Genomic DNA, 18,810 nt, shown 5'->3' with positions numbered 1-18,810 from the left:
TTGATAATTATTTGTAGTTTTACGAGTAATTGAACTATGCAAGATTTCTGGACCTCGTTACAGCAATTTATTGACCCCGAAAAATTACTCAGAGAAGGTGGGTTTTATGTTGTAATGTTCGTGATTTTTGCAGAAACCGGTCTTTTCTTTGGATTCTTTCTGCCGGGAGATTACCTGTTGTTCCTGGCAGGCATGTTTGTAGCTACCGGCAAACTTGATGTCAATATTTACTTAATGATCTTAGGACTTTCTATATCGGCCGTTTTGGGCAATTTCACAGGCTACTGGTTTGGACGTAAAACAGGACCTGTACTGTACCATAGAAAGGACTCCTTTTTTTTTAAAAAACGGTACTTGAAAGCAGCTGAAGAATATTACCATAAACAAGGCGCGTTTGCGCTCATAATGGGCCGCTTTGTTCCAATTGTCAGAACTTTTGCACCGATTTTTGCGGGGGTGGTCAAACTGGACTTTAGAAAATTTGCATTATATAACGTTGCAGGTGCTTTATTATGGATAGCTTCATTAACTTTGCTGGGATATTTTCTTGGCAAAAGGTTTGAAAAGGAAATTACGGACTATTTATTATATATAATTATCGGATTTATTGCGATTACCACAATTCCTTTAGTCTTTACTTTTATAAAGAACAGAGTGGTTAAAAGCAGTGATGAAGAAAAAACAAACATTGAACAATAAAAATGAGTAAATACGATAATCACCCCTGGCACAGTGTATCTCCTGGTGATAACCTACCTGAAACAGTAAACGCAATTATAGAGATTCCTAAGGGATCAAAAGCCAAATACGAAATTGATAAGGATTCCAATCTGATAAAACTCGACAGGGTGCTTTTTTCATCAGTAATGTATCCGGCTAATTATGGCTTTATTCCGCAAACCTATTGTGATGATAATGACCCTCTGGACATATTGGTACTATGCTCTGTAGACGTTTATCCTTTATCATTGATTGAAGCAAAGGTAATTGGGGTAATGCACATGGTGGACAATGGCGAACAGGACGACAAGATCATAGCAGTAGCAAAAAATGACATGTCCGTAAACTATATCAATGATCTGGCAGACCTGCCCCCGCATACCATGAAGGAAATAGTAAAGTTTTTTCAGGATTATAAAGCCCTTGAAGAAAAGAAAGTAACTATTGAGCATCTGCTTGGCGTACGTTACGCACATAAAGTAATACAGGAAAGTATTCAGCTTTATGACGAAAAATTTAGAAACAATAATTCTTAATGGAAGGCTTTAAGATATTTTTAACATTTTTCCTGGTAGCGCTGAACGGATTTTTCGTTGCAGCAGAATTTGCGATTGTAAAGGTTAGGGCGTCCCAAATTGAAATAAAAGCAAAATCAGGAAGCAGAGTTGCGAATATCGCAAAATACATTACCCAGCACCTGGATGGCTACCTGGCCGCCACACAACTGGGTATTACACTGGCATCATTGGGTCTGGGCTGGGTCGGCGAGTCCGTAATGCACAGCATCGTTCACGACCTGCTGATCAACTTTAACCTCTCCGAAGTATACATTACCTCAATTTCTACGTTTATTGCCTTTCTGTTTATTACAGTTATGCACATAGTGTTTGGCGAACTGGCCCCCAAATCCATCGCCATTCAGAGACCCGTAGCCACTACATTATTTGTGGCCTTTCCGCTGCAGGGCTTTTACGTTGTTTTTCGTCCTTTTATCTGGGTGTTAAACGGCTTTGCCAATATCATACTCAAGATCTTTGGAATTTCGAGTGTCGGAGGTCATGAGTCTGTACACAGTACAGAAGAGCTATACTACCTGCTGGATCAGGGTAAAGAAAGCGGCGCATTGGATACCAATGAGCACGAGCTGATCAAAAATGTATTTGATTTTAATGAGCGGGTGGTTAAGAACATCATGGTTCCCCGAACCAAGATCTCGGGCATAGAGCTGTCAAGTCCAAAAAAAGAAGTGGTAGACATTATCATTGCCGAAGGATATTCCAGGATGCCGGTATATGACGACATCATTGATAAGATCATTGGAATTGTGCACGCAAAGGACATTTTGCCTCTATTGGCAGGCAATAAAGAATGGACGTTGAGTGACATCATCAGGAAACCCTACTTTGTTCCGGAAACTAAAAAGATCAATGACCTGCTGAGTGAACTCCAGCAAAAACGCATACAGATCGCTATAGTCATCGATGAATTCGGCGGTACCGCAGGAATGGTTACCCTGGAAGACATCGTTGAAGAGATCGTAGGAGAAATACAGGATGAGTACGACGAAGAGAAGCCAACCGTAGAAAAAATATCAGACACAGAATTCATCATCAACGCCTACGCGACGGTTTACGATGTAAACGAGCATCTCCCCCATGACCTTCCCGAAGATGAAGATTTTGATACCGTAGGAGGTTTGGTTTCACATGCTTTTGGTAAGATTCCCGAAGTGGGGGACAGTGAAGAATGCTACGGCTACCTTTTTACCATTCTGAAGAAGACCGAACAAAACATTGAGACCATAAAACTTGAACTTGTTATCGATAAAAGGGATATGGTTGACAATCATTAAGCAAATTTAATAATGCATGTTTTTTATACACCGGACATCAGTTCAGATGATTATGTCTTAAATGAAGAAGAAAGCAGGCATTGCATAAAAGTATTGAGACTGGGCATTGGGGCCCGGGTTAGTCTGATAGATGGAAGAGGCGGGCTGTACGAGGCAGAGATCATCGCTGAAACCAAAAGAAATGTACAGCTGAGGATCATCCGGATCACAAAAGAATATCACAGACGCCCGCATTCCCTTCACATTGCTGTTGCGCCCACCAAAAATATCGACCGCATCGAATGGTTTCTTGAAAAGGCCACCGAGATCGGCATCGAAGAGATCACGCCACTTATCTGTGACAGGTCAGAACGAAAGACCGTAAAAGAAGACAGGCTCAACAAGATTATCACAGCTGCCGTTAAACAATCATTACAGGCCTACCACCCGGTATTAAATCCACAGATTGATTTTGAAGATTTTCTGAAACTGGAAAATGATTCCCTGAAGATGATCGCCCATTGTCTTGAAGATGAGCCAAGACAGACTATCAGCCAGATAGCCCTGCCTAAACAAAAATACACTATACTTATTGGTCCGGAAGGTGACTTTAGCCCAAGGGAAATAGAAATGTCATTGAACAAGGGCTATAAGCCAGTGACTCTGGGAGATACCAGGCTCCGTACAGAAACAGCTGCACTGGCGGCCTGCTTTGAAATAAATTATTTAAACAGATGAGATTTACGCCAGGCCTTTTCATCGGAATCATCCTGCTGCTTTGCGGTTTTCAGCCCCCTACGTATAAACTGGCAAAACTAAAATACAATGGAGGCGGAGACTGGTATGCCAACCGAACTGCCCTTCCAAATCTCATTAACTTTTGCAACACCACATTAAAGACAAATTTTAATCCCCAGGAAGCCATTGTAGAGGTCGGCAGTCCGGAACTGTTCAACTATCCTTTTGCTTATCTCACGGGCCACGGAAATGTGGTGTTCAGCAACGCGGAAGCAGCTAACCTGCGTAAGTATTTAACAGGCGGAGGTTTCCTCCACATCGATGACAATTACGGACTCGACAAATTCATCCGCAAAGAAATGAAGAAAGTATTTCCTGAACTTACTTTTGAGGAACTTCCCGCCAGTCACAGCCTGTACAATCAGAAATTTAAATTTCCAAACGGACTTCCGAAGATCCACGAACACGATGGAAAGCGCCCCCAGGGTCTTGCCCTCATCTGGCAGGGCAGGATGGTATGTTATTATACGTATGAATGCGATCTGGGCAATGGATGGGAGGATGCCGGCACATATCCCGATGATAGCCCGGAAAAGCGCCAGAGCGCACTTAAAATGGGCGCTAATTTAATCCAATATGTCTTAACACAATAAGGATGAAAGTAAAAGTCAATGAACAGTACAATTTCGACGTAGAATTGAACAAAAACAGCATCCTGGTAAACGGAGCCGAGGTACAGATAGATTCCCGCCGGATAGCTGAAAAACACTCCCATGTTATTTATAACCACAGATCATATAATATAGAGGTCGTAGAGGAAAACAGGCAGGATAAAACATGTACAGTAAAAGTAAACGGCAATGTTTACGAAATCAAGGTAGAAGACAGCTACGACCAGTTATTAAAGCAACTGGGAATGGACACTGCCCGGGCTGGTAAAATAAAATCGGTTAAAGCTCCAATGCCCGGATTGGTTTTGAATATAATGGTAAAAGAGGGTGCAGCAGTAACTAAAGGAGACAGCTTACTCATACTTGAAGCCATGAAAATGGAGAATATGATCAAATCACCCGCAGACGGAACCATCAAAAAGATCAACATTACTAAAGGAGGCAAGGTCGAGAAAAACGACATACTGGTCGAATTCAACTAACCCGAATCTATTTTATCTTGACTTGAATGCCCTTTGCTGCTTAGGTCTAAACTGAGGTTTGCCGGTCGACCTGATCTCAGAAGCCCCCAGCATGGTCATCGCACACCTGAACCCTAAGTCGGCAGTCGCTTCATCCTGCTGCATGAACCTGCGCGTAGCAGGATTAAGCCAGATTGCCTGATCATCCCATGAACCACCCTTATAAACCCTTGATTTATCATTGATAAGTGTAGTTTCTCCATACAATTCATTTGCCGGGTCACGATAACCCCGCTGATCAGCATAAGTATTGGTCGTTTTACCTAAAGAGTCTACTGTTACAACAGCAGCGGCAGCAGTCTGTTTTTCAGCCCATGTTTGTTTCCTTGCAGTTACCGCCGGTGTCATTACAGGCAGGTTGTGCTTGTCTTTTTCTATTCTTCCGGTTGCGGCATCTGCCATTTTTTTATCCTGATAGAAGTTTCCCCTGTAAGGATTAAAAGCATCAGCAGCTTCGAAAGTTTTGGATCTGTATACATCAGCAACCCACTCATTAACATTTCCAGCCATATTGTACAGACCAAAGTCATTTGGCATATACGACCTTACAGGAACAGTCAGTCCGCCTTTATCATTCAGCGACCCGCCAACACCCATATAGTCACCCTTTGACCGTTTAAAGTTGGCCAGGATCAGGCCTCTGGTCCTTTTCTTTGCAGAGCTCAGGCCGAGCCCGTTCCATGGATATATTTTATTCTCACGGATATTTTCATATTCCGTATTGCCAATCAGGCCCAGTGCGGCATATTCCCATTCCGCTTCTGTAGGCAGGCGGTACGGTTGTTTCAAAATGCCGTCCTCCAGTCTTACATTTCTGGTTGCACCTCCCTTTCCAGCACCGGCATTAGCCGTATTGGCGGGGTTCAGGTCCTTCATCGCCCTTTTCCCCTTATCGTCATATTGACCATTCAGATAAATGTCAGTATTGAACGGCTCTGTAGGCCTGGCTGTTGTGGCAGCAGCGGTTGCACCTGTTTTATTTGTGCCGTTGATGTCTTTAAAAGCAGTCATATAGCCCTTATCTCTCAGCAAAAGCTCGTTGACACGGTCAGTTCTCCACGTGCAGTACCTGTCGGCCTGCTCCCAGGTCACACCTACAACAGGATAGTCCTGATAAGCCGGGTGCCTTAAATAATTATCTACATAAGGTTCATTATAAGAAAGTGGCCGGCGCCAGACCAGTGTGTCCGGCAATTCATTGTAATAATATTCATAATCTGTCGGATAATTGGTCCTGATCCAGTTCAGATATTCCAGCCAGTTGGTATTAGAAACCTCTGTCTCATCCATATAGAAAGAGGAAACAGTAGTTTCCCGTTTGTGGTTATAGTCGCTAAGTTCCTGTCCGGGGACATTAATCGCACTGCCGCTCATTACAAAAACACCACCTTCAATTTCTACCAGACCGGGACCCGGTCCGCGTTTGAATTTATTATTTACCTGAAAACCACCATACTCTTTCTTATTGTAGGCCAGCCCGGTCTTATCTGACTTTGCCGACTTGGTTTTGCAGGAGATCAGGGATGCCACAACCAATAGGGAAGCAAGTGAATATATGTATGTTTTTTTCATTAGTTCATGCAAATAGTTACTCTACCTGTTAAAACTACGCAAAAAAAGGTGTATGATCCAAAAAAAGTTTTTATTGCACCATCACTTTACACAGCGCCCGGACTGTAATATTGCCGATCTTCGCTCGTAAATTTCAGATTTCTTTGAAATTACTCCACACAATACTAACTTGCACCCAGCTATACACCTACAAATACAGTAAATGAGCACAAGGTTGACAAAGATTGTTTTAAGCATCCTTTCCTTAACAGCAGTCTCTGCTGAACTCAGTGCTCAGGTGGTTCAGCCAGGGACACAAACCAATGGCAGCCAGTCCAATAACATCGTTACCGCAGTTCCTTTTCTTTTGATTACTCCCGACGCCCGGGCTGGAAGCATGGGTGAAGCAGGAGTTGCGGTACAGCCGGATGCGAATTCCATGAATATAAATCCTTCGAAGCTTGCCTTTTTAGACCGCCAATACGGATTTTCAGTGTCGTATAGCCCTTGGTTAAAGAGCCTCGTCCCCGACATTAATCTCGCATATTTAAGTGGCTTTTATAAGGTTGACGACAGGAGTGTCATTGGAGGATCTTTGAGATTCTTTACCCTTGGTGAGATCCAATATGTAGATGCCAATCAGCAGGATCTGGGCATTTATAGCCCCAATGAGTTTGCTTTTGACTTTACTTATGCCAAGCGTTTCGGGGAGTCTTTTTCCCTGGGGACTGCATTGCGTTATATCCGTTCCAACCTCTCTTCCGGTCAGTTCACGGCAGGACAGGATACACGAGCCGGTTCCGGGCTGGCAGTTGATATTTCTGCTTATTATAAAAAGCCGACAGTGCTATTGGGTACAGATGCCATTGTTTCCGGAGGTATAAATATTTCGAATATCGGCACAAAGATCAGCTATATCAGCGGTGGGGGCGGAAAAAACTTTTTGCCCGCAAACCTTAAAATAGGTGGCGCATCCACTTTTTTGATAGACGATTACAACCAGTTTACCTTCGCACTGGACCTCAACAAATTGCTGGTCCCTACACAGCCAGTTTATGATAATAATGGCAAGATCATAGCCGGTAAAGATCCTGACCGCTCCGTTCCCTCCGGGATTTTTGGCTCATTTAGTGATGCGCCTGGTGGTTTCAGTGAAGAATTAAGAGAAGTAAATGTCGCAGCCGGAATTGAATACTGGTACAATCAACAATTTGCATTCAGAGCAGGTTATTTTTATGAAAGTCCTTCCAAAGGGGACAGGAGGTACTTCACCGCAGGAGCCGGGCTGAAATACAATGTTTTCAATATAGATTTTTCCTACCTTATGGCCAATGCGCAAAAAAGTCCCCTCGCCAATACCCTAAGATTTACGCTGTTGTTTAACTTTGGGGATGCAAAATAGCAGGAAATTCAAACACAAACCCTATGAAAATTAAAGTCGGCTTCGGTTTCGATGTTCACCAATTGAAAGACAACCACCCATTTGTAGTAGGAGGGGTTACACTCGAACATCACAAAGGAGCCTTTGGTCATTCCGATGCCGATGTGTTGCTCCATGCCATATGTGATGCTTTGCTGGGCGCCGCAAATCTAAGGGACATCGGTTTTCATTTTAAAAATACAGACCCGAAATGGAAAGGCATCAGCAGCATCGTCCTGCTCAAAGAAACCGTTAAGCTGCTCAAAGACAAAGGCTATGAAATAGGGAACATCGACGCCATGCTATGCCTTGAAGCGCCGAAGATCAATCCGCATATTCCCGCCATGCAGCAAAATATAGCAGACGCGATCAATATCTCTACCGAAGACATCTCCATCAAAGCCACTACCAACGAACAAATGGGCTTCATCGGCCGTGAAGAAGGAGTGGTAGCGTATGCGGTTTGTTTGATTCAAAAGTCTTAATTCCCTTTAGATTTCAGAAAAATAACCGTTCTCTTCGAAGACTGGACCTAGCGCGCTGACCATTGCGAAGCAATAGCTACATCTCCAATGAAAAACATCAATGAACTGATGTAAACAGCGCACAGAGTCCTATGTCTTCTCTGAGAAGGTGATTTTTCTGAAAGCATGATGCAAAAAAAAGACATTTGAATCAAAATAACCCGATACGCTATAGGAGGGTATAAGGTAAAAGGCAGGGTGTCTAAACACCCTGCCTTTTACCTAACTTGGATTACATCTAGAATCTGAAACTTTCCATTAACTACTATACTCCCTGCTTTCTGCTCCAGAAAAATTACCTTCTCAGAGAAGACATCAGCGCTCTTTGACCCGATTCTTCATCGGGGCCTAAGAGATGCAGGCTTCGAAGAGAATGGTAATTTTTCAAAGGAGCAGAAAGAACTACTCCTCAAGATACCCAAACTTACCCTGATTATAATCACTGATCGCCTGCTGGATCTCCTCAGAAGTATTCATTAGAAAAGGCCCGTACTGTGCTACCGGCTCATCAATCGGTTCCCCGCTCAGCACCAGCACCACACTATTTTCCAATGCTTCCAGCCCAATCAAAGCCCCGTCATTGTTAAAATGAACAAACTGATCAGTCTCCGCAACCTCAGCACCGTTGATCTTTACATTACCCTCAACAACCAAAAACCCGGTATTGTAGCTAAACGGAAAATCAAACACCACCTTGCCGCCCTTATTCAACTTCGCATTGAACACATGAAGTGGAGAAAAAGTGCTCGCAGAACCCTTTAAACCATTATACTCACCAGCGATGACCTCAACGAGCCCACTTTCATCAGGCAGTACAAACTTCGCCATGTCCTGATTCTTCACATCCTGATATTTCGGCGGGCTCATCTTGTATTTCGCAGGCAGATTTATCCAAAGCTGTACCATCTGAAACGGCCCGCCTTTTTTGCTAAACCCCTGTTCATGATACTCTTTGTGCAGGATTCCGCTTGCCGCAGTCATCCACTGCACATCGCCAGGATAAATAACCCCGCTGTTTCCCGCGCTGTCATGATGGGCAACCGCACCATGATAGGCGATCGTTACCGTCTCAAAGCCCCTGTGCGGATGCACGCCCACACCCCGGGGCTCATTGCGCGCAGAAAATTCGATCTTCGCGTTATAATCGAGCATAAAGAAAGGGCTCATTTTAATTCTGTACCCGCTGGGGAAGAAATTATGCACCCTGAATCCATCACCGACCATATGAGGTGCCGGCGCGTTTAATACGGCCGACACCGTTCTAACTTTTGCTTCCATTTTGTCTCCTTTCTTAATTGCAATGGATGCTGATGTATTATATTTTAGGCTTGCTTTACAAACTGTAACTCACCCGCTATTTTCACTTCCTCACTTACCATTACACCACCAGTTTCCAGGGCAGCATTCCAGCTCAAACCGAAATCAGTCCTGTTGATCTTTCCGCTCAACGTAAAACCCGCTTTGGTATTTCCCCAGGGATCAGTAGCAATACCGCCAAATTCGGCTTTCAATGATACCGGTTTGGTCACACCTTTTACAGTCAGGTCACCTTTGATCACATAATCATCGTCATCTTCTTTAGTAAATGAAGAAGATTTAAAAGAAATTGCAGGAAACTGATCCGCATCAAAGAAATCAGCACTTTTCAGGTGGTTGTCCCTATCCGTATTTCCAGTATCGATAGAAGCCGTTTCCGCTTCAAAAGAAATCTCGCCATTTTCAAAATCATCACCATCAGAAGTAACCGATGCACTAAAAATCTTTAAGCTGCCGGTTACAGTAGTGATCATCAAGTGCTTTACTTTAAACTGCAGTTCACTGTGGTTTGGGTCCAGTACCCATTTAGTAGTTGCCATAATATTGTTTTTAAATTGTTTTCTTTTAATTAACAACACAAAATTACGGCAGTGCCTTCACCCCGGCATTGACCTATGATAAGAAAGCAATGAAAATAATTAAGGCTTAAAATGCTTGTGCGCCAAATCTTTGCGGACGCGGCTCAGAGACTCAGGCGTAATGCCCAGGTAAGAAGCAATCATCCATTGCGGCACCCTGAGCGTCAGGTTTGGATAAAGCTTTATAAAATTCAGGTAGCGCTCCTCAGCCGTAGCACTGAGCAGCATATTGATCCTTTTTTGCATAAAACGGATCGCGTTGTTAAGCATGGACGCATTCAGCTCATACATACAAGGGACTATTTTAGCAGACTCCGTAATGAAATCTTTCGGCAGCACTACTGCCTTGGTATTCTCTATTGCGTCCAGGAAGAACTCAGACTCTTCATTGAACAGGATGCCGTTGCGTTCCGAAAGCCACCATTGCTCAGGAGCAAACTGAATAATGTGTGTCTTTCCCTTGCTGTCTATCGAATAACTACGCAGCAACCCATCCAGCACAAAATAAACATGAGATGAAACCTCACCCTTCATCAGGATCATCTCGCCCTTTTCAAAAGTCTTTATTTTTAATTTGTCCGAGATCAGGTTAAACTGTTCATCAGTAATGGCTACTTTCTTTTGCAAATAGTCTTTAAAAATGCTGAGCATATAGATTAAATCTATTTTTTATCGGGATTGATATTTGAAAAATCTACACCGCACTTACAGCTGGATCCGCAGCCATTGCCCTTAGAAGATACCGAACGGTACACCATCCGCCCGATGTAAAAAAGGGCCGCTATAAAAATTAGGATTACCAATAGCGTTTGAATGTCCATATGCACAAAAATAATAAGCCGCCGTTAAATTGCGGTCTGTTAAATGTAATTTTAACTTTCCATCAGGCCGACGGTGCCGCCCACCCAGTCAAAATCTTTGTTGTACCGTACCCCGATCATCTTTCCCCTGCTCAGCCTCGCCAGGTTGATGCACAATTGCGGCTCCTCACCGTCCGGCCATAAATACATCAGCCGGATCTCCGCCTTCACGCCCCCTTCAGGAGAATGAACCGCAGGCGCGTATTCCACTTTGCGCTGTAAGATCCAGTTTTCAGGATCTTTTACCGCCCTAATGTCAGCAGGCGTCACATCTATGATCACCCCCATTCCCGCAAAAGAAAATAAGGGTTTCAATACATAATGCTGTAAATCCGGAGGTATGGATTTCAATTGGCCCAGAAAATGTGTTTCCGGCACAAAACTGCTCTTCAAAAAAGGCATGGTATATTTGCTGATCCGGTAAAACCAGTTCGGATGTGTGATCCACTCCACATCCACAGGCTCCCTGGGGTCAAAGCCCTGTTCAAAAGACCCGGCAGTGCCGGCCAGCTCATCAAAGATCAGCCGGTTATAAATCCTTTTCAACCGTATCCTTTCCCCATTTTCACCCTGGTAATACAAAGCCGGCCCCACTTTAAAAATATCAGCCAGGCTCAGCACCTTTATCCCCAGGTATTTCCGGGTGATCAGGAAATCAATTAATGTTTTTTGATTTGGTGCATCAATATCCATGAGCGCCACCTCATGCGGCGCATGGTCACCAACAATCACCTTTCTGAGCAATGCGATATAAGAAGCCTCATCAAAGTCTCCGAAATAGGGGCTTAAATGATCCGAAAGACCGTAAGCCTTTTTATATTCAGCTCCCATATGAGCCTGAAAACCATACAGGGAAGGAAAACCCTGCATTTCTATCAATCTGGGCGTCAGCTCACCCTGCATGTCCCTGCATATCCCAAAATCAAAAGTCAGAAAATGCGGATGGTCGTTTTCATTCGGCACGTTCCATTCCGCCGGAATAGCGCCCCTGGTCAGCTCCTTAAAATCCGGCTGCCTGATCAGTTTAATGAGCTCATCACCCGCCTCAATGAGTTTCTTCTGCAGTCCTGCCGGAATGAACACCGGCGTTTCCGCTACCCTAAAAGGAATTTCAACGAAACCATCAGCCAGGGCCTTCTTAAAACCATTATACCGGTCTTCGGAAAATGCCTGGTTAAACGCTTCGCGGAATTTCCTGATCATATTAAGCCTCCTGAAAGGCATCCAATGCCTGATTTAAAAAATTGGGCAATACCATATCTTGTGTCCGCTGCAATTTATCCGGATCGTCCAGGCTGCGCAGCATATCCAGATACTTTTGTTCCCCATGGTTGTCCACGATAACCTTCTTCTTATCTTCCCGGAGCAGGTAAATCTTCATTCCCGACGGATCCGCCTCCGGGTGAAACTGCGTACCCACAATTTCTCTCGTAAACCTTACCGCCATTACACAGCGCTCCAGATCGACATGCGGACGCTCTTTTTCCAGGGCAAGCACACTGGCCTGCTCATTGGAGAACAATACATCCTGTGGGTTCACCACCTGCCATTCGCGGCTATCTACCGTAAAAAAAGGATTAGGCAGGCCGTTAAAGATCACATCGTCCACGCCCTCAGCCGTAAGTGACACCGGGAAAATACCAAAAGCAGGCGACCGGCGTCTGATCACCTGACCAACATTAAACCTTCTGCAGGCCATCTGAAAAGAATGGCAGATCAAAAAAACATGTTTCTTCACTTCGCTCCTCAGATTGTGCTCCGCCAAATTACCCAGCAGACTGAAAAAATCCCGCTCCCATTGTTCCCCTTCACCATCATACGGACTACCAGGGCCACCGCTCGAAATGTAAACGTCATAATCCAGCCCCGGACAATCACCAGTAACCCTGATGTCGAAAATGTCGTATGAAAATTCAATGCCCGTATTCTTCCGGTAACGCAATAAGATTTCCTCTATCCCACGCATCCCCTGGTTGGCCGCACCCTTGTTCATGTCAATGACCGCCACCCTGATCTTATTTCTATCTGCTACTCCCACTACTTAGCTCCTGTTAAAGTTTGGGTAGTAATATAATCTACCACCGCCTCAAAGTTACCACTTTGTTCGTAAACAGCCAATTGCCTGTCTGCACCCGTACCATGCTCCATGATCTTCATCACATAATTGATCTCATTCCGGCAGCCAAGATCATCTGCCACATCATCAATAAAGTCCAGCAGTTCCAGGATCAGGTTCCTGCAGTTTACTTCCATCTCCTTTCCAAAATCAATCAGGTTGCCATCAATACCATACCTGGCGGCACGCCATTTATTTTCATTGATCAGTGCCCTAGAATAACTGATAAAATTCAGGTTTTGCAGGCGAAGCTTGTACAGCTTGGCACACAAACACTGAAACAAGGCCACAAAAGCCATGGTCTCATCGATCAGCATCGGGCAGTCGCAGATCCTGAACTCGATCGTTTCAAAGAAAGGATGCACCCTGATGTCCCACCAGATCTTCTTGGCATTGTCAATGCTGTTGGTTTTGATCAGCAGCTTCACATAATTGTCGTAATCCTCAATGCTGTTAAAAATATCGGGGATACCCGTCCTCGGGAACTTGTCAAACACCTTGGTCCGGAACGATTTATAGCCCGTATTCCGGCCCTCCCAAAAAGGAGAATTGGTAGAAAGGGCAAACACATGCGGCAAAAAGTAGCGCACCTGGTTGGCAATGTGTATTGCAAGCTCGCGTGACTGGAAACCCACATGTACATGCAAACCGAAGATCAGATTTGACCTTGCCGCCTCCTGCAGCTCATTCACGATCTCGCTGTACCGCGGATGCTCTGTGATCAGCTGCTTCTCCCAATGAGAAAAGGGATGTGTACCCGCAGCACCGATCCGCAGACCAAGTTCGCCGGCCAGCTGCGATACCGTATAGCGCAGCTGCGAGATCTCGGCTCTTGCCTGGTCTGTATTCTTGCAGATCCCCGTACCTACTTCCACCACAGCCTGATGCATCTCGGCCTTGACCTGGTCCTTATGGATTTTTTGGGCCGCCTCCACGATCTTTTGATCGTGCGATGTCAGTTCACGGGTTACAGGGTCTATCACCATGTACTCCTCTTCTATACCCAGTGTAAATTCGTTCATGAGCTTCATTTATTTCTTAGCCGGTACATTTACTGCCTCCCTGACGTATTCGCCCCAGGTCAGATTGTCCCTGCCGTCAACCTGTTCCTTTGCCCGCTCAATCGCATACTTTGCCGATGTCTCCACAACCCAGTCAAAATTCTCCTGACCCACACTGCTCACCTCCGCATCCGGCGCAGGATTACAAAAATCAATGGCATAAGGCACACCATCCCGCACGGCAAACTCTACCGTATTAAAATCATAACCCAGGTACTGGTTCAGTTTCAATACATAATCATGGATTGTGGCCAGCAGGGCTTCGCTCGAAGGCGGAGTCTCCACCTGGTAGCGCAGGTGAAAAGGATTGCGCGGCTCATACTGCATAATGCGCACATACTTGCCACCGATGCAATAACACCTGAAATATTCATCAAAGACGATTTCTTCCTGCAGCATCATCACAGATTGTCCCGTCTGGCTGTGTTTGTCAAAAAAATCCTCCCTGTCGTGCAGCTTGTATACCTCTTTCCAGCCGCCGCCATCAAAAGGCTTCATGTATGCCGGAAAACCGGTATAATTGAAAATTCCCTCCCAGTCCATTGGAAAAACCAAGTTGCTGAACGACTCATCCGATGTATCCGTGGGTTGCTCATAAGAAGGGATCAATGTTGTTTTAGGTACCGGGATCCCCAGTTTTACCGCCAGCGCATTATTAAAGAACTTTTCATCAGCGCTCCACCAAAAAGGATTATTGATCACCGCTGTACCTGTTGCCGCAGCATTTTTCATCGCCGCACGATAAAAAGGAACATCCTGTGAAATGCGGTCAATGATCACGGCGTAGCCAGGGGGTTCCGCCTGGAATATCTTATCTATGCTTACAAATTCGGCCCTGATGTCATCGCCTGCCAGCTCATTCACCCGCTTTACAAAAGCCTCTGGGAAAGATCTTTCCCGGCCAAACAAAATTCCAATTTTCTTCATTTTTATCAATGGTTATATTAGGTTGTAAAACATCGGCAACAGGCTTAATGTTCTGATTATTATCTTCATCCCCATCCTGGTAAATCCGGTTCTTTTTAAAGCTCCGACAGGTACTGCGGCAGCATCTCCCGCCATATGGGCCAGTCGTGGTCCGCATTGTGCCTCATGTCCAGCCAGTGGCCCATTCCTTTTTGCGCAAGTATATCAGACAGGCGCTCATTATCGGCCCGGCAAATGTCCCTGTCAGACGTGCCCAGTATGATCCTCATGTTCCACAATTCCGGATTGTTGTCATTGGGGATATAATCTACCGGGTTGTTAAAATACACATCATCGTTATAAAAACCATCCAGCTGGGCCCTCATGTCAAACGCACCGCTCATGCTGAACACATGACTGACCAGCCAGGGATGCCTGAACGCGAAATTTACGGCATGATAGCCGCCAAAACTGCAGCCTGCAGCAATCACTTTGCGGTGTCCGGTCTCCTGCCTTGCCATCCCGCAAACCTCCTCCAGAATCAGCTTATCGTACCAGATGTGGTTTTTGATCTTTTCTTCCGGATGTATGCTTTTGTTGTACCAGCTCAGGGCATCAATACTGTCCACACAATAGACCTTTATCCGGCCTTCATCAATGAACCACCGGATAGATTCGATCATCTTGAAATCCTTGCCCTCATAATACCGGCCCATGCTGGTCGGAAAAAGAATTAACGGATAACCGTCATGTCCGAATACAAGCATTTCAAAATCACGGTTTAAATTGTGGCTATACCATTTTTTATACGCTTCATTCATGGCATTAATTTAGAAGCTTTAATATAAGAAATTAAAAAATACATCACGCATGCCCTGATATTTTTATTGGGAATGGTAACTTTGCCACACATTTGTGAAAAAGGGGAATCGCTGAATTATGTACATCACCATGTCGTTGCCGGAAATCATCAGAACTAGACACAGCCTGAAGTCTGACCATCTGAAAAGGGAAGTAGAGTTTGAAATCTTTATTCCTGATAACCTGATGGGTAATGAGCAGCTGAATTTGCTGCTGCTCAATGACGGACAGGATGCGGATGCACTGGGACTTCAGCAGATGCTCACCGGTCTGTATGGTCAGCGCAGGATTTCCGCTGTAGCTGCTGTAGCCATTAAAGCATCAGCTGCCCGGCTGGAGGAATACGGCGTAGCAGGAGTACCTGATTTTGGCGGAAGGGGCGGCAAAGCACATGCCTATACCAATTTTATCACCAAAGAACTGATTCCTTGCCTAAAGGAAACCGTAGCCACCCCGATAAATGGCAAACGGGTGTTTGCCGGCTTTTCACTCGGTGGCCTGAGCGCATTCGACATCGCCTGGAACAATGACAACTATTTTGATGCCGCAGGCGTATTTTCGGGCTCCTTCTGGTGGAGAAAAAAAGATCTTAAAGACGGTTATACTGACAACGACCGGATCATGCATGAGCGGATCAGGACTACCAGCAACAAGCCCGGGCTTAAGTTCTGGCTCATGACCGGGACGGAAGACGAACTTTCTGACAGAAACAGGAACCTCATTATCGATTCCATAGACGACACCATCGATGTGATCAAAGAACTGCTCAAAAAAGGATACCGTCGCCCTGATGATATTGTCTATTATGAAAAAGTAGGCGGTAAACACGACCTGTCTACCTGGGCTGAGGCCCTGCCGGCCTTTCTGGGCTGGGCCTTTGGCAGAAAAAACATTTAAAATCCTCTTAATTTCTTTGTGCCCGGCTTCTCTGTTTTACATGGGAGGTATATCTGTAGTACATGAGTTAATATTGAGTATGCGATATCTAAGCTATCGATCCGCTATGAGTACGCCTTTTTCCTAGAAAAAGGCGTACTCACCCCGTACTCAGGGCGTACTCACTGCGTACTCAGTATTAACTTATGTACTACACATATTAAAGACAGGGAGGAACGATTGGCAGGGGTTGATTTATTTTACTATGGGTCAACCGATAAGGCAGAAAGAACGCCCGTAACAATAATAAAATCAAAGTTAAGGAATTAATCCGTCATGGCTAATCGCTTGATTTATAAAAATTAAACCGTATCTTTGCGCCAAAATTTACACGCATTTTATGCAAAAAATAAGAAACATAGCTATTATAGCACACGTTGACCACGGCAAAACCACATTGGTTGACAAGATCTTACACGCTTGTTCCATCTTCAGGGATAATGAACAAACTGGTGAGTTGATATTGGATAACAATGACCTGGAACGTGAGCGCGGTATCACTATCGTTTCAAAAAACGTTTCCGTACAATATAAAGACGTAAAGATTAACATCATTGATACACCTGGTCACGCCGATTTTGGCGGTGAAGTAGAACGTGTACTGAAAATGGCTGATGGTGTGCTTTTGCTTTGCGATGCTTTTGAAGGCGCTATGCCCCAAACGCGTTTCGTTACTCAAAAAGCATTGGCACTGGGCCTGAAGCCAATTGTTGTTGTCAACAAAGTCGATAAAGAAAACTGTCGCCCTGAAGAGGTTTATGAGCAGATCTTTGAATTGTTCTTCAATCTGGAAGCAACAGAAGATCAGCTTGACTTTCCTGTAATCTACGGTTCGTCCAAACAAGGATGGATGAGTACAGACTGGAAAGTACCTACTACAGATATCTTTGCTTTATTAGATGCAGTAGTAGCAAACATTCCTCCTGCACCTACCAATGACGGTACACTGCAGATGCAGATCACTTCGCTGGATTATTCATCTTTCGTAGGCCGGATCGCGATCGGACGTGTACACCGCGGCAGCATCAAAGAAAACCAGCCGGTTACTTTGATCAAGCGTGACGGTAAAATTGTAAAATCAAGGGTGAAAGAACTCTATACCTTCGAAGGTTTGGGCAAGATCCGTACTACAGAGGTAAAATCAGGTGACATCTGCGCTGTTGTGGGTATCGATGGTTTTGACATTGGTGATACCATTGCTGATTTTGAGGCTCCGGAACAATTGCCGGTAATCAAAATTGATGAGCCTACGATGAACATGCTGTTCACGATCAACAATTCACCATTCTTTGGTAAAGAAGGTAAATTCGTTACTTCACAGCGTTTGAGAGAGCGTCTGTATAAGGAAATGGAGAAAAACCTGGCCCTTAAAGTAGTAGAAACAGAATCTCCTGATGCTTACCTGGTATACGGAAGGGGTATCCTCCATTTATCAGTGCTCATCGAGACCATGCGCCGTGAGGGCTATGAGATCCAGGTAGGTCAGCCACAGGTTATTGTCAAAGAAATTGACGGTAAAAAATGTGAGCCTATCGAGACCCTGATCGTTGATGTACCGGGAGAAGTTGCCGGTAAGGTAATTGAGCTGGTTACCCAGCGCAAAGGTGATCTGCTGGTGATGGAACCTAAAGGTGACCTTCAGCATTTGGAATTTGAAATCCCTGCACGTGGCATCATCGGTTTGAGGAACAACGTTTTGACTGCAACTGCAGGAGAAGCGATCATGGCCCACCGTTTTAAAGCTTACGAGCCATGGAAGGGTGCAATTCCGGGCAGGATGAACGGTGTTCTGGTATCTATGGATAAAGGCAACACCACTGCTTATTCAATTGATAAGCTGCAGGACAGGGGCCGTTTCTTTGTGGATCCGGGAGTGGATATCTATGAAGGCCAGATCCTGGGTGAGCACATCCGCGATAATGATTTAGTGATCAATATTGTAAAAGGTAAGGCTTTGACCAATATGCGTGCTTCGGGTACGGATGACAACACACGTATCGCACCGGCGATCAAATTCTCTTTGGAAGAGGCGATGGAGTACATCCAGGCCGATGAGTACATCGAGGTAACGCCACAGAGCATGCGTCTGCGTAAGATTTACTTAAATGAAAACGAGCGTAAGATCAACGCCAAGAAGTTCCAGAGCTAATTTCTTCATCTGAAGCGGGGTCGTACCTGTAAGGATTTAAGAAATTTCCT

20 protein-coding genes are annotated in these 18,810 nt (G+C 44.9%); 10 read left to right on the top strand and 10 right to left on the bottom strand.

Annotated features, from left to right (window positions below; translation table 11 throughout):
• Window positions 1–36: 36 nt before the first annotated feature.
• Genes QEP08_RS19605 through QEP08_RS19580 form a run of 6 tightly spaced genes read left to right on the top strand, consistent with a single transcriptional unit; the run spans window position 37 to window position 4,442 of the window.
• Window positions 37–699 carry a DedA family protein gene (locus tag QEP08_RS19605; protein ID WP_285060389.1) on the top strand — a complete coding sequence of 221 codons (663 nt, stop codon included), beginning with the start codon at window positions 37–39 and terminating at the stop codon, window positions 697–699.
• 2 nt (window positions 700–701) lie between these two features.
• Window positions 702–1,256: an inorganic diphosphatase gene (locus QEP08_RS19600; protein ID WP_285060388.1), complete on the top strand. Its 555-nt coding sequence runs from the start codon at window positions 702–704 to the stop codon at window positions 1,254–1,256.
• The gene (locus QEP08_RS19595; RefSeq protein WP_285060387.1) at window positions 1,256–2,572 is read left to right on the top strand and encodes a hemolysin family protein; all 1,317 of its coding nucleotides are present in this window, start codon (window positions 1,256–1,258) and stop codon (window positions 2,570–2,572) included. The genes QEP08_RS19600 and QEP08_RS19595 overlap by 1 nt, the downstream gene beginning before the upstream one ends.
• 12 nt (window positions 2,573–2,584) lie before the next feature.
• Window positions 2,585–3,289, top strand: coding sequence for a 16S rRNA (uracil(1498)-N(3))-methyltransferase (locus tag QEP08_RS19590; protein WP_285060386.1), 705 nt, complete (start codon window positions 2,585–2,587; stop codon window positions 3,287–3,289).
• On the top strand, window positions 3,286–3,942 hold the full coding sequence (locus QEP08_RS19585; RefSeq protein ID WP_285060385.1) for a DUF4159 domain-containing protein: 657 nt from the start codon (window positions 3,286–3,288) through the stop codon (window positions 3,940–3,942). The genes QEP08_RS19590 and QEP08_RS19585 overlap by 4 nt, the downstream gene beginning before the upstream one ends.
• A gap of 2 nt (window positions 3,943–3,944) precedes the next feature.
• A complete protein-coding gene (locus QEP08_RS19580) occupies window positions 3,945–4,442 on the top strand; it encodes an acetyl-CoA carboxylase biotin carboxyl carrier protein subunit (protein ID WP_285060383.1) in 498 nt (165 codons plus the stop codon).
• A 12-nt stretch (window positions 4,443–4,454) separates the two neighbouring features.
• Here the strand turns inward: QEP08_RS19580 and QEP08_RS19575 are convergent, their stop codons facing one another.
• Window positions 4,455–6,053 (bottom strand): SUMF1/EgtB/PvdO family nonheme iron enzyme, encoded by a 1,599-nt coding sequence (locus QEP08_RS19575; RefSeq protein WP_285060382.1) that lies wholly within the window; start codon window positions 6,051–6,053, stop codon window positions 4,455–4,457.
• A gap of 202 nt (window positions 6,054–6,255) precedes the next feature.
• Here QEP08_RS19575 and porV point away from each other — a divergent pair, with 202 nt between their 5' ends.
• Both porV and ispF read left to right on the top strand, forming a co-directional pair.
• Window positions 6,256–7,434 (top strand): type IX secretion system outer membrane channel protein PorV, encoded by a 1,179-nt coding sequence (porV, locus tag QEP08_RS19570; RefSeq protein ID WP_285060381.1) that lies wholly within the window; start codon window positions 6,256–6,258, stop codon window positions 7,432–7,434.
• A 23-nt stretch (window positions 7,435–7,457) separates the two neighbouring features.
• On the top strand, window positions 7,458–7,937 hold the full coding sequence (gene ispF / locus QEP08_RS19565) for a 2-C-methyl-D-erythritol 2,4-cyclodiphosphate synthase (RefSeq protein ID WP_285060380.1): 480 nt from the start codon (window positions 7,458–7,460) through the stop codon (window positions 7,935–7,937).
• 441 nt (window positions 7,938–8,378) lie between these two features.
• On the opposite strand, the gene QEP08_RS19560 is transcribed toward ispF, so the two are convergent.
• From QEP08_RS19560 to QEP08_RS19520, 9 genes are all read right to left on the bottom strand, one after another.
• Window positions 8,379–9,254: a pirin family protein gene (locus QEP08_RS19560; protein ID WP_285060378.1), complete on the bottom strand. Its 876-nt coding sequence runs from the start codon at window positions 9,252–9,254 to the stop codon at window positions 8,379–8,381.
• Window positions 9,255–9,298: 44 nt separating this feature from the next.
• Window positions 9,299–9,832, bottom strand: a complete 534-nt coding sequence (locus QEP08_RS19555; RefSeq protein WP_285060377.1) for a YceI family protein — start codon at window positions 9,830–9,832, stop codon at window positions 9,299–9,301.
• Between the two features lie 99 nt (window positions 9,833–9,931).
• The gene (locus tag QEP08_RS19550; protein ID WP_285060376.1) at window positions 9,932–10,522 is read right to left on the bottom strand and encodes a Crp/Fnr family transcriptional regulator; all 591 of its coding nucleotides are present in this window, start codon (window positions 10,520–10,522) and stop codon (window positions 9,932–9,934) included.
• A gap of 11 nt (window positions 10,523–10,533) precedes the next feature.
• Window positions 10,534–10,692: a FeoB-associated Cys-rich membrane protein gene (locus tag QEP08_RS19545; RefSeq protein WP_285060375.1), complete on the bottom strand. Its 159-nt coding sequence runs from the start codon at window positions 10,690–10,692 to the stop codon at window positions 10,534–10,536.
• Window positions 10,693–10,743: 51 nt separating this feature from the next.
• The gene (locus tag QEP08_RS19540) at window positions 10,744–11,934 is read right to left on the bottom strand and encodes a hypothetical protein (RefSeq protein WP_285060373.1); all 1,191 of its coding nucleotides are present in this window, start codon (window positions 11,932–11,934) and stop codon (window positions 10,744–10,746) included.
• 1 nt (window position 11,935) lies between these two features.
• Complete coding sequence (locus QEP08_RS19535) at window positions 11,936–12,769, bottom strand: type 1 glutamine amidotransferase (RefSeq protein ID WP_285060372.1); 834 nt, start codon at window positions 12,767–12,769, stop codon at window positions 11,936–11,938.
• Window positions 12,769–13,869, bottom strand: coding sequence for a carboxylate-amine ligase (locus QEP08_RS19530; protein ID WP_285060371.1), 1,101 nt, complete (start codon window positions 13,867–13,869; stop codon window positions 12,769–12,771). Before QEP08_RS19530 ends, QEP08_RS19535 begins: the two co-directional genes overlap by 1 nt.
• A gap of 9 nt (window positions 13,870–13,878) precedes the next feature.
• Window positions 13,879–14,835 (bottom strand): ATP-grasp domain-containing protein, encoded by a 957-nt coding sequence (locus tag QEP08_RS19525; protein ID WP_285060370.1) that lies wholly within the window; start codon window positions 14,833–14,835, stop codon window positions 13,879–13,881.
• Window positions 14,836–14,930: 95 nt separating this feature from the next.
• Complete coding sequence (locus QEP08_RS19520; protein ID WP_285060369.1) at window positions 14,931–15,635, bottom strand: esterase family protein; 705 nt, start codon at window positions 15,633–15,635, stop codon at window positions 14,931–14,933.
• A gap of 118 nt (window positions 15,636–15,753) precedes the next feature.
• On the opposite strand from QEP08_RS19520, the gene QEP08_RS19515 reads away from it, so the two are divergent.
• Window positions 15,754–16,572, top strand: coding sequence for an alpha/beta hydrolase (locus QEP08_RS19515; protein ID WP_285060367.1), 819 nt, complete (start codon window positions 15,754–15,756; stop codon window positions 16,570–16,572).
• A 379-nt stretch (window positions 16,573–16,951) separates the two neighbouring features.
• Complete coding sequence (gene typA, locus QEP08_RS19510; RefSeq protein WP_285060366.1) at window positions 16,952–18,760, top strand: translational GTPase TypA; 1,809 nt, start codon at window positions 16,952–16,954, stop codon at window positions 18,758–18,760.
• Window positions 18,761–18,810 lie beyond the last annotated feature (50 nt).

Origin of the sequence: Pedobacter ginsengisoli (genome assembly GCF_030244015.1) — a bacterium.
In the GTDB taxonomy this organism is placed as follows: Bacteria; Bacteroidota; Bacteroidia; order Sphingobacteriales; family Sphingobacteriaceae; genus Pedobacter; species Pedobacter ginsengisoli.
Note: the sequence above shows the minus strand (reverse complement) of the source record. Positions and strands in the feature narration are given on the sequence as shown.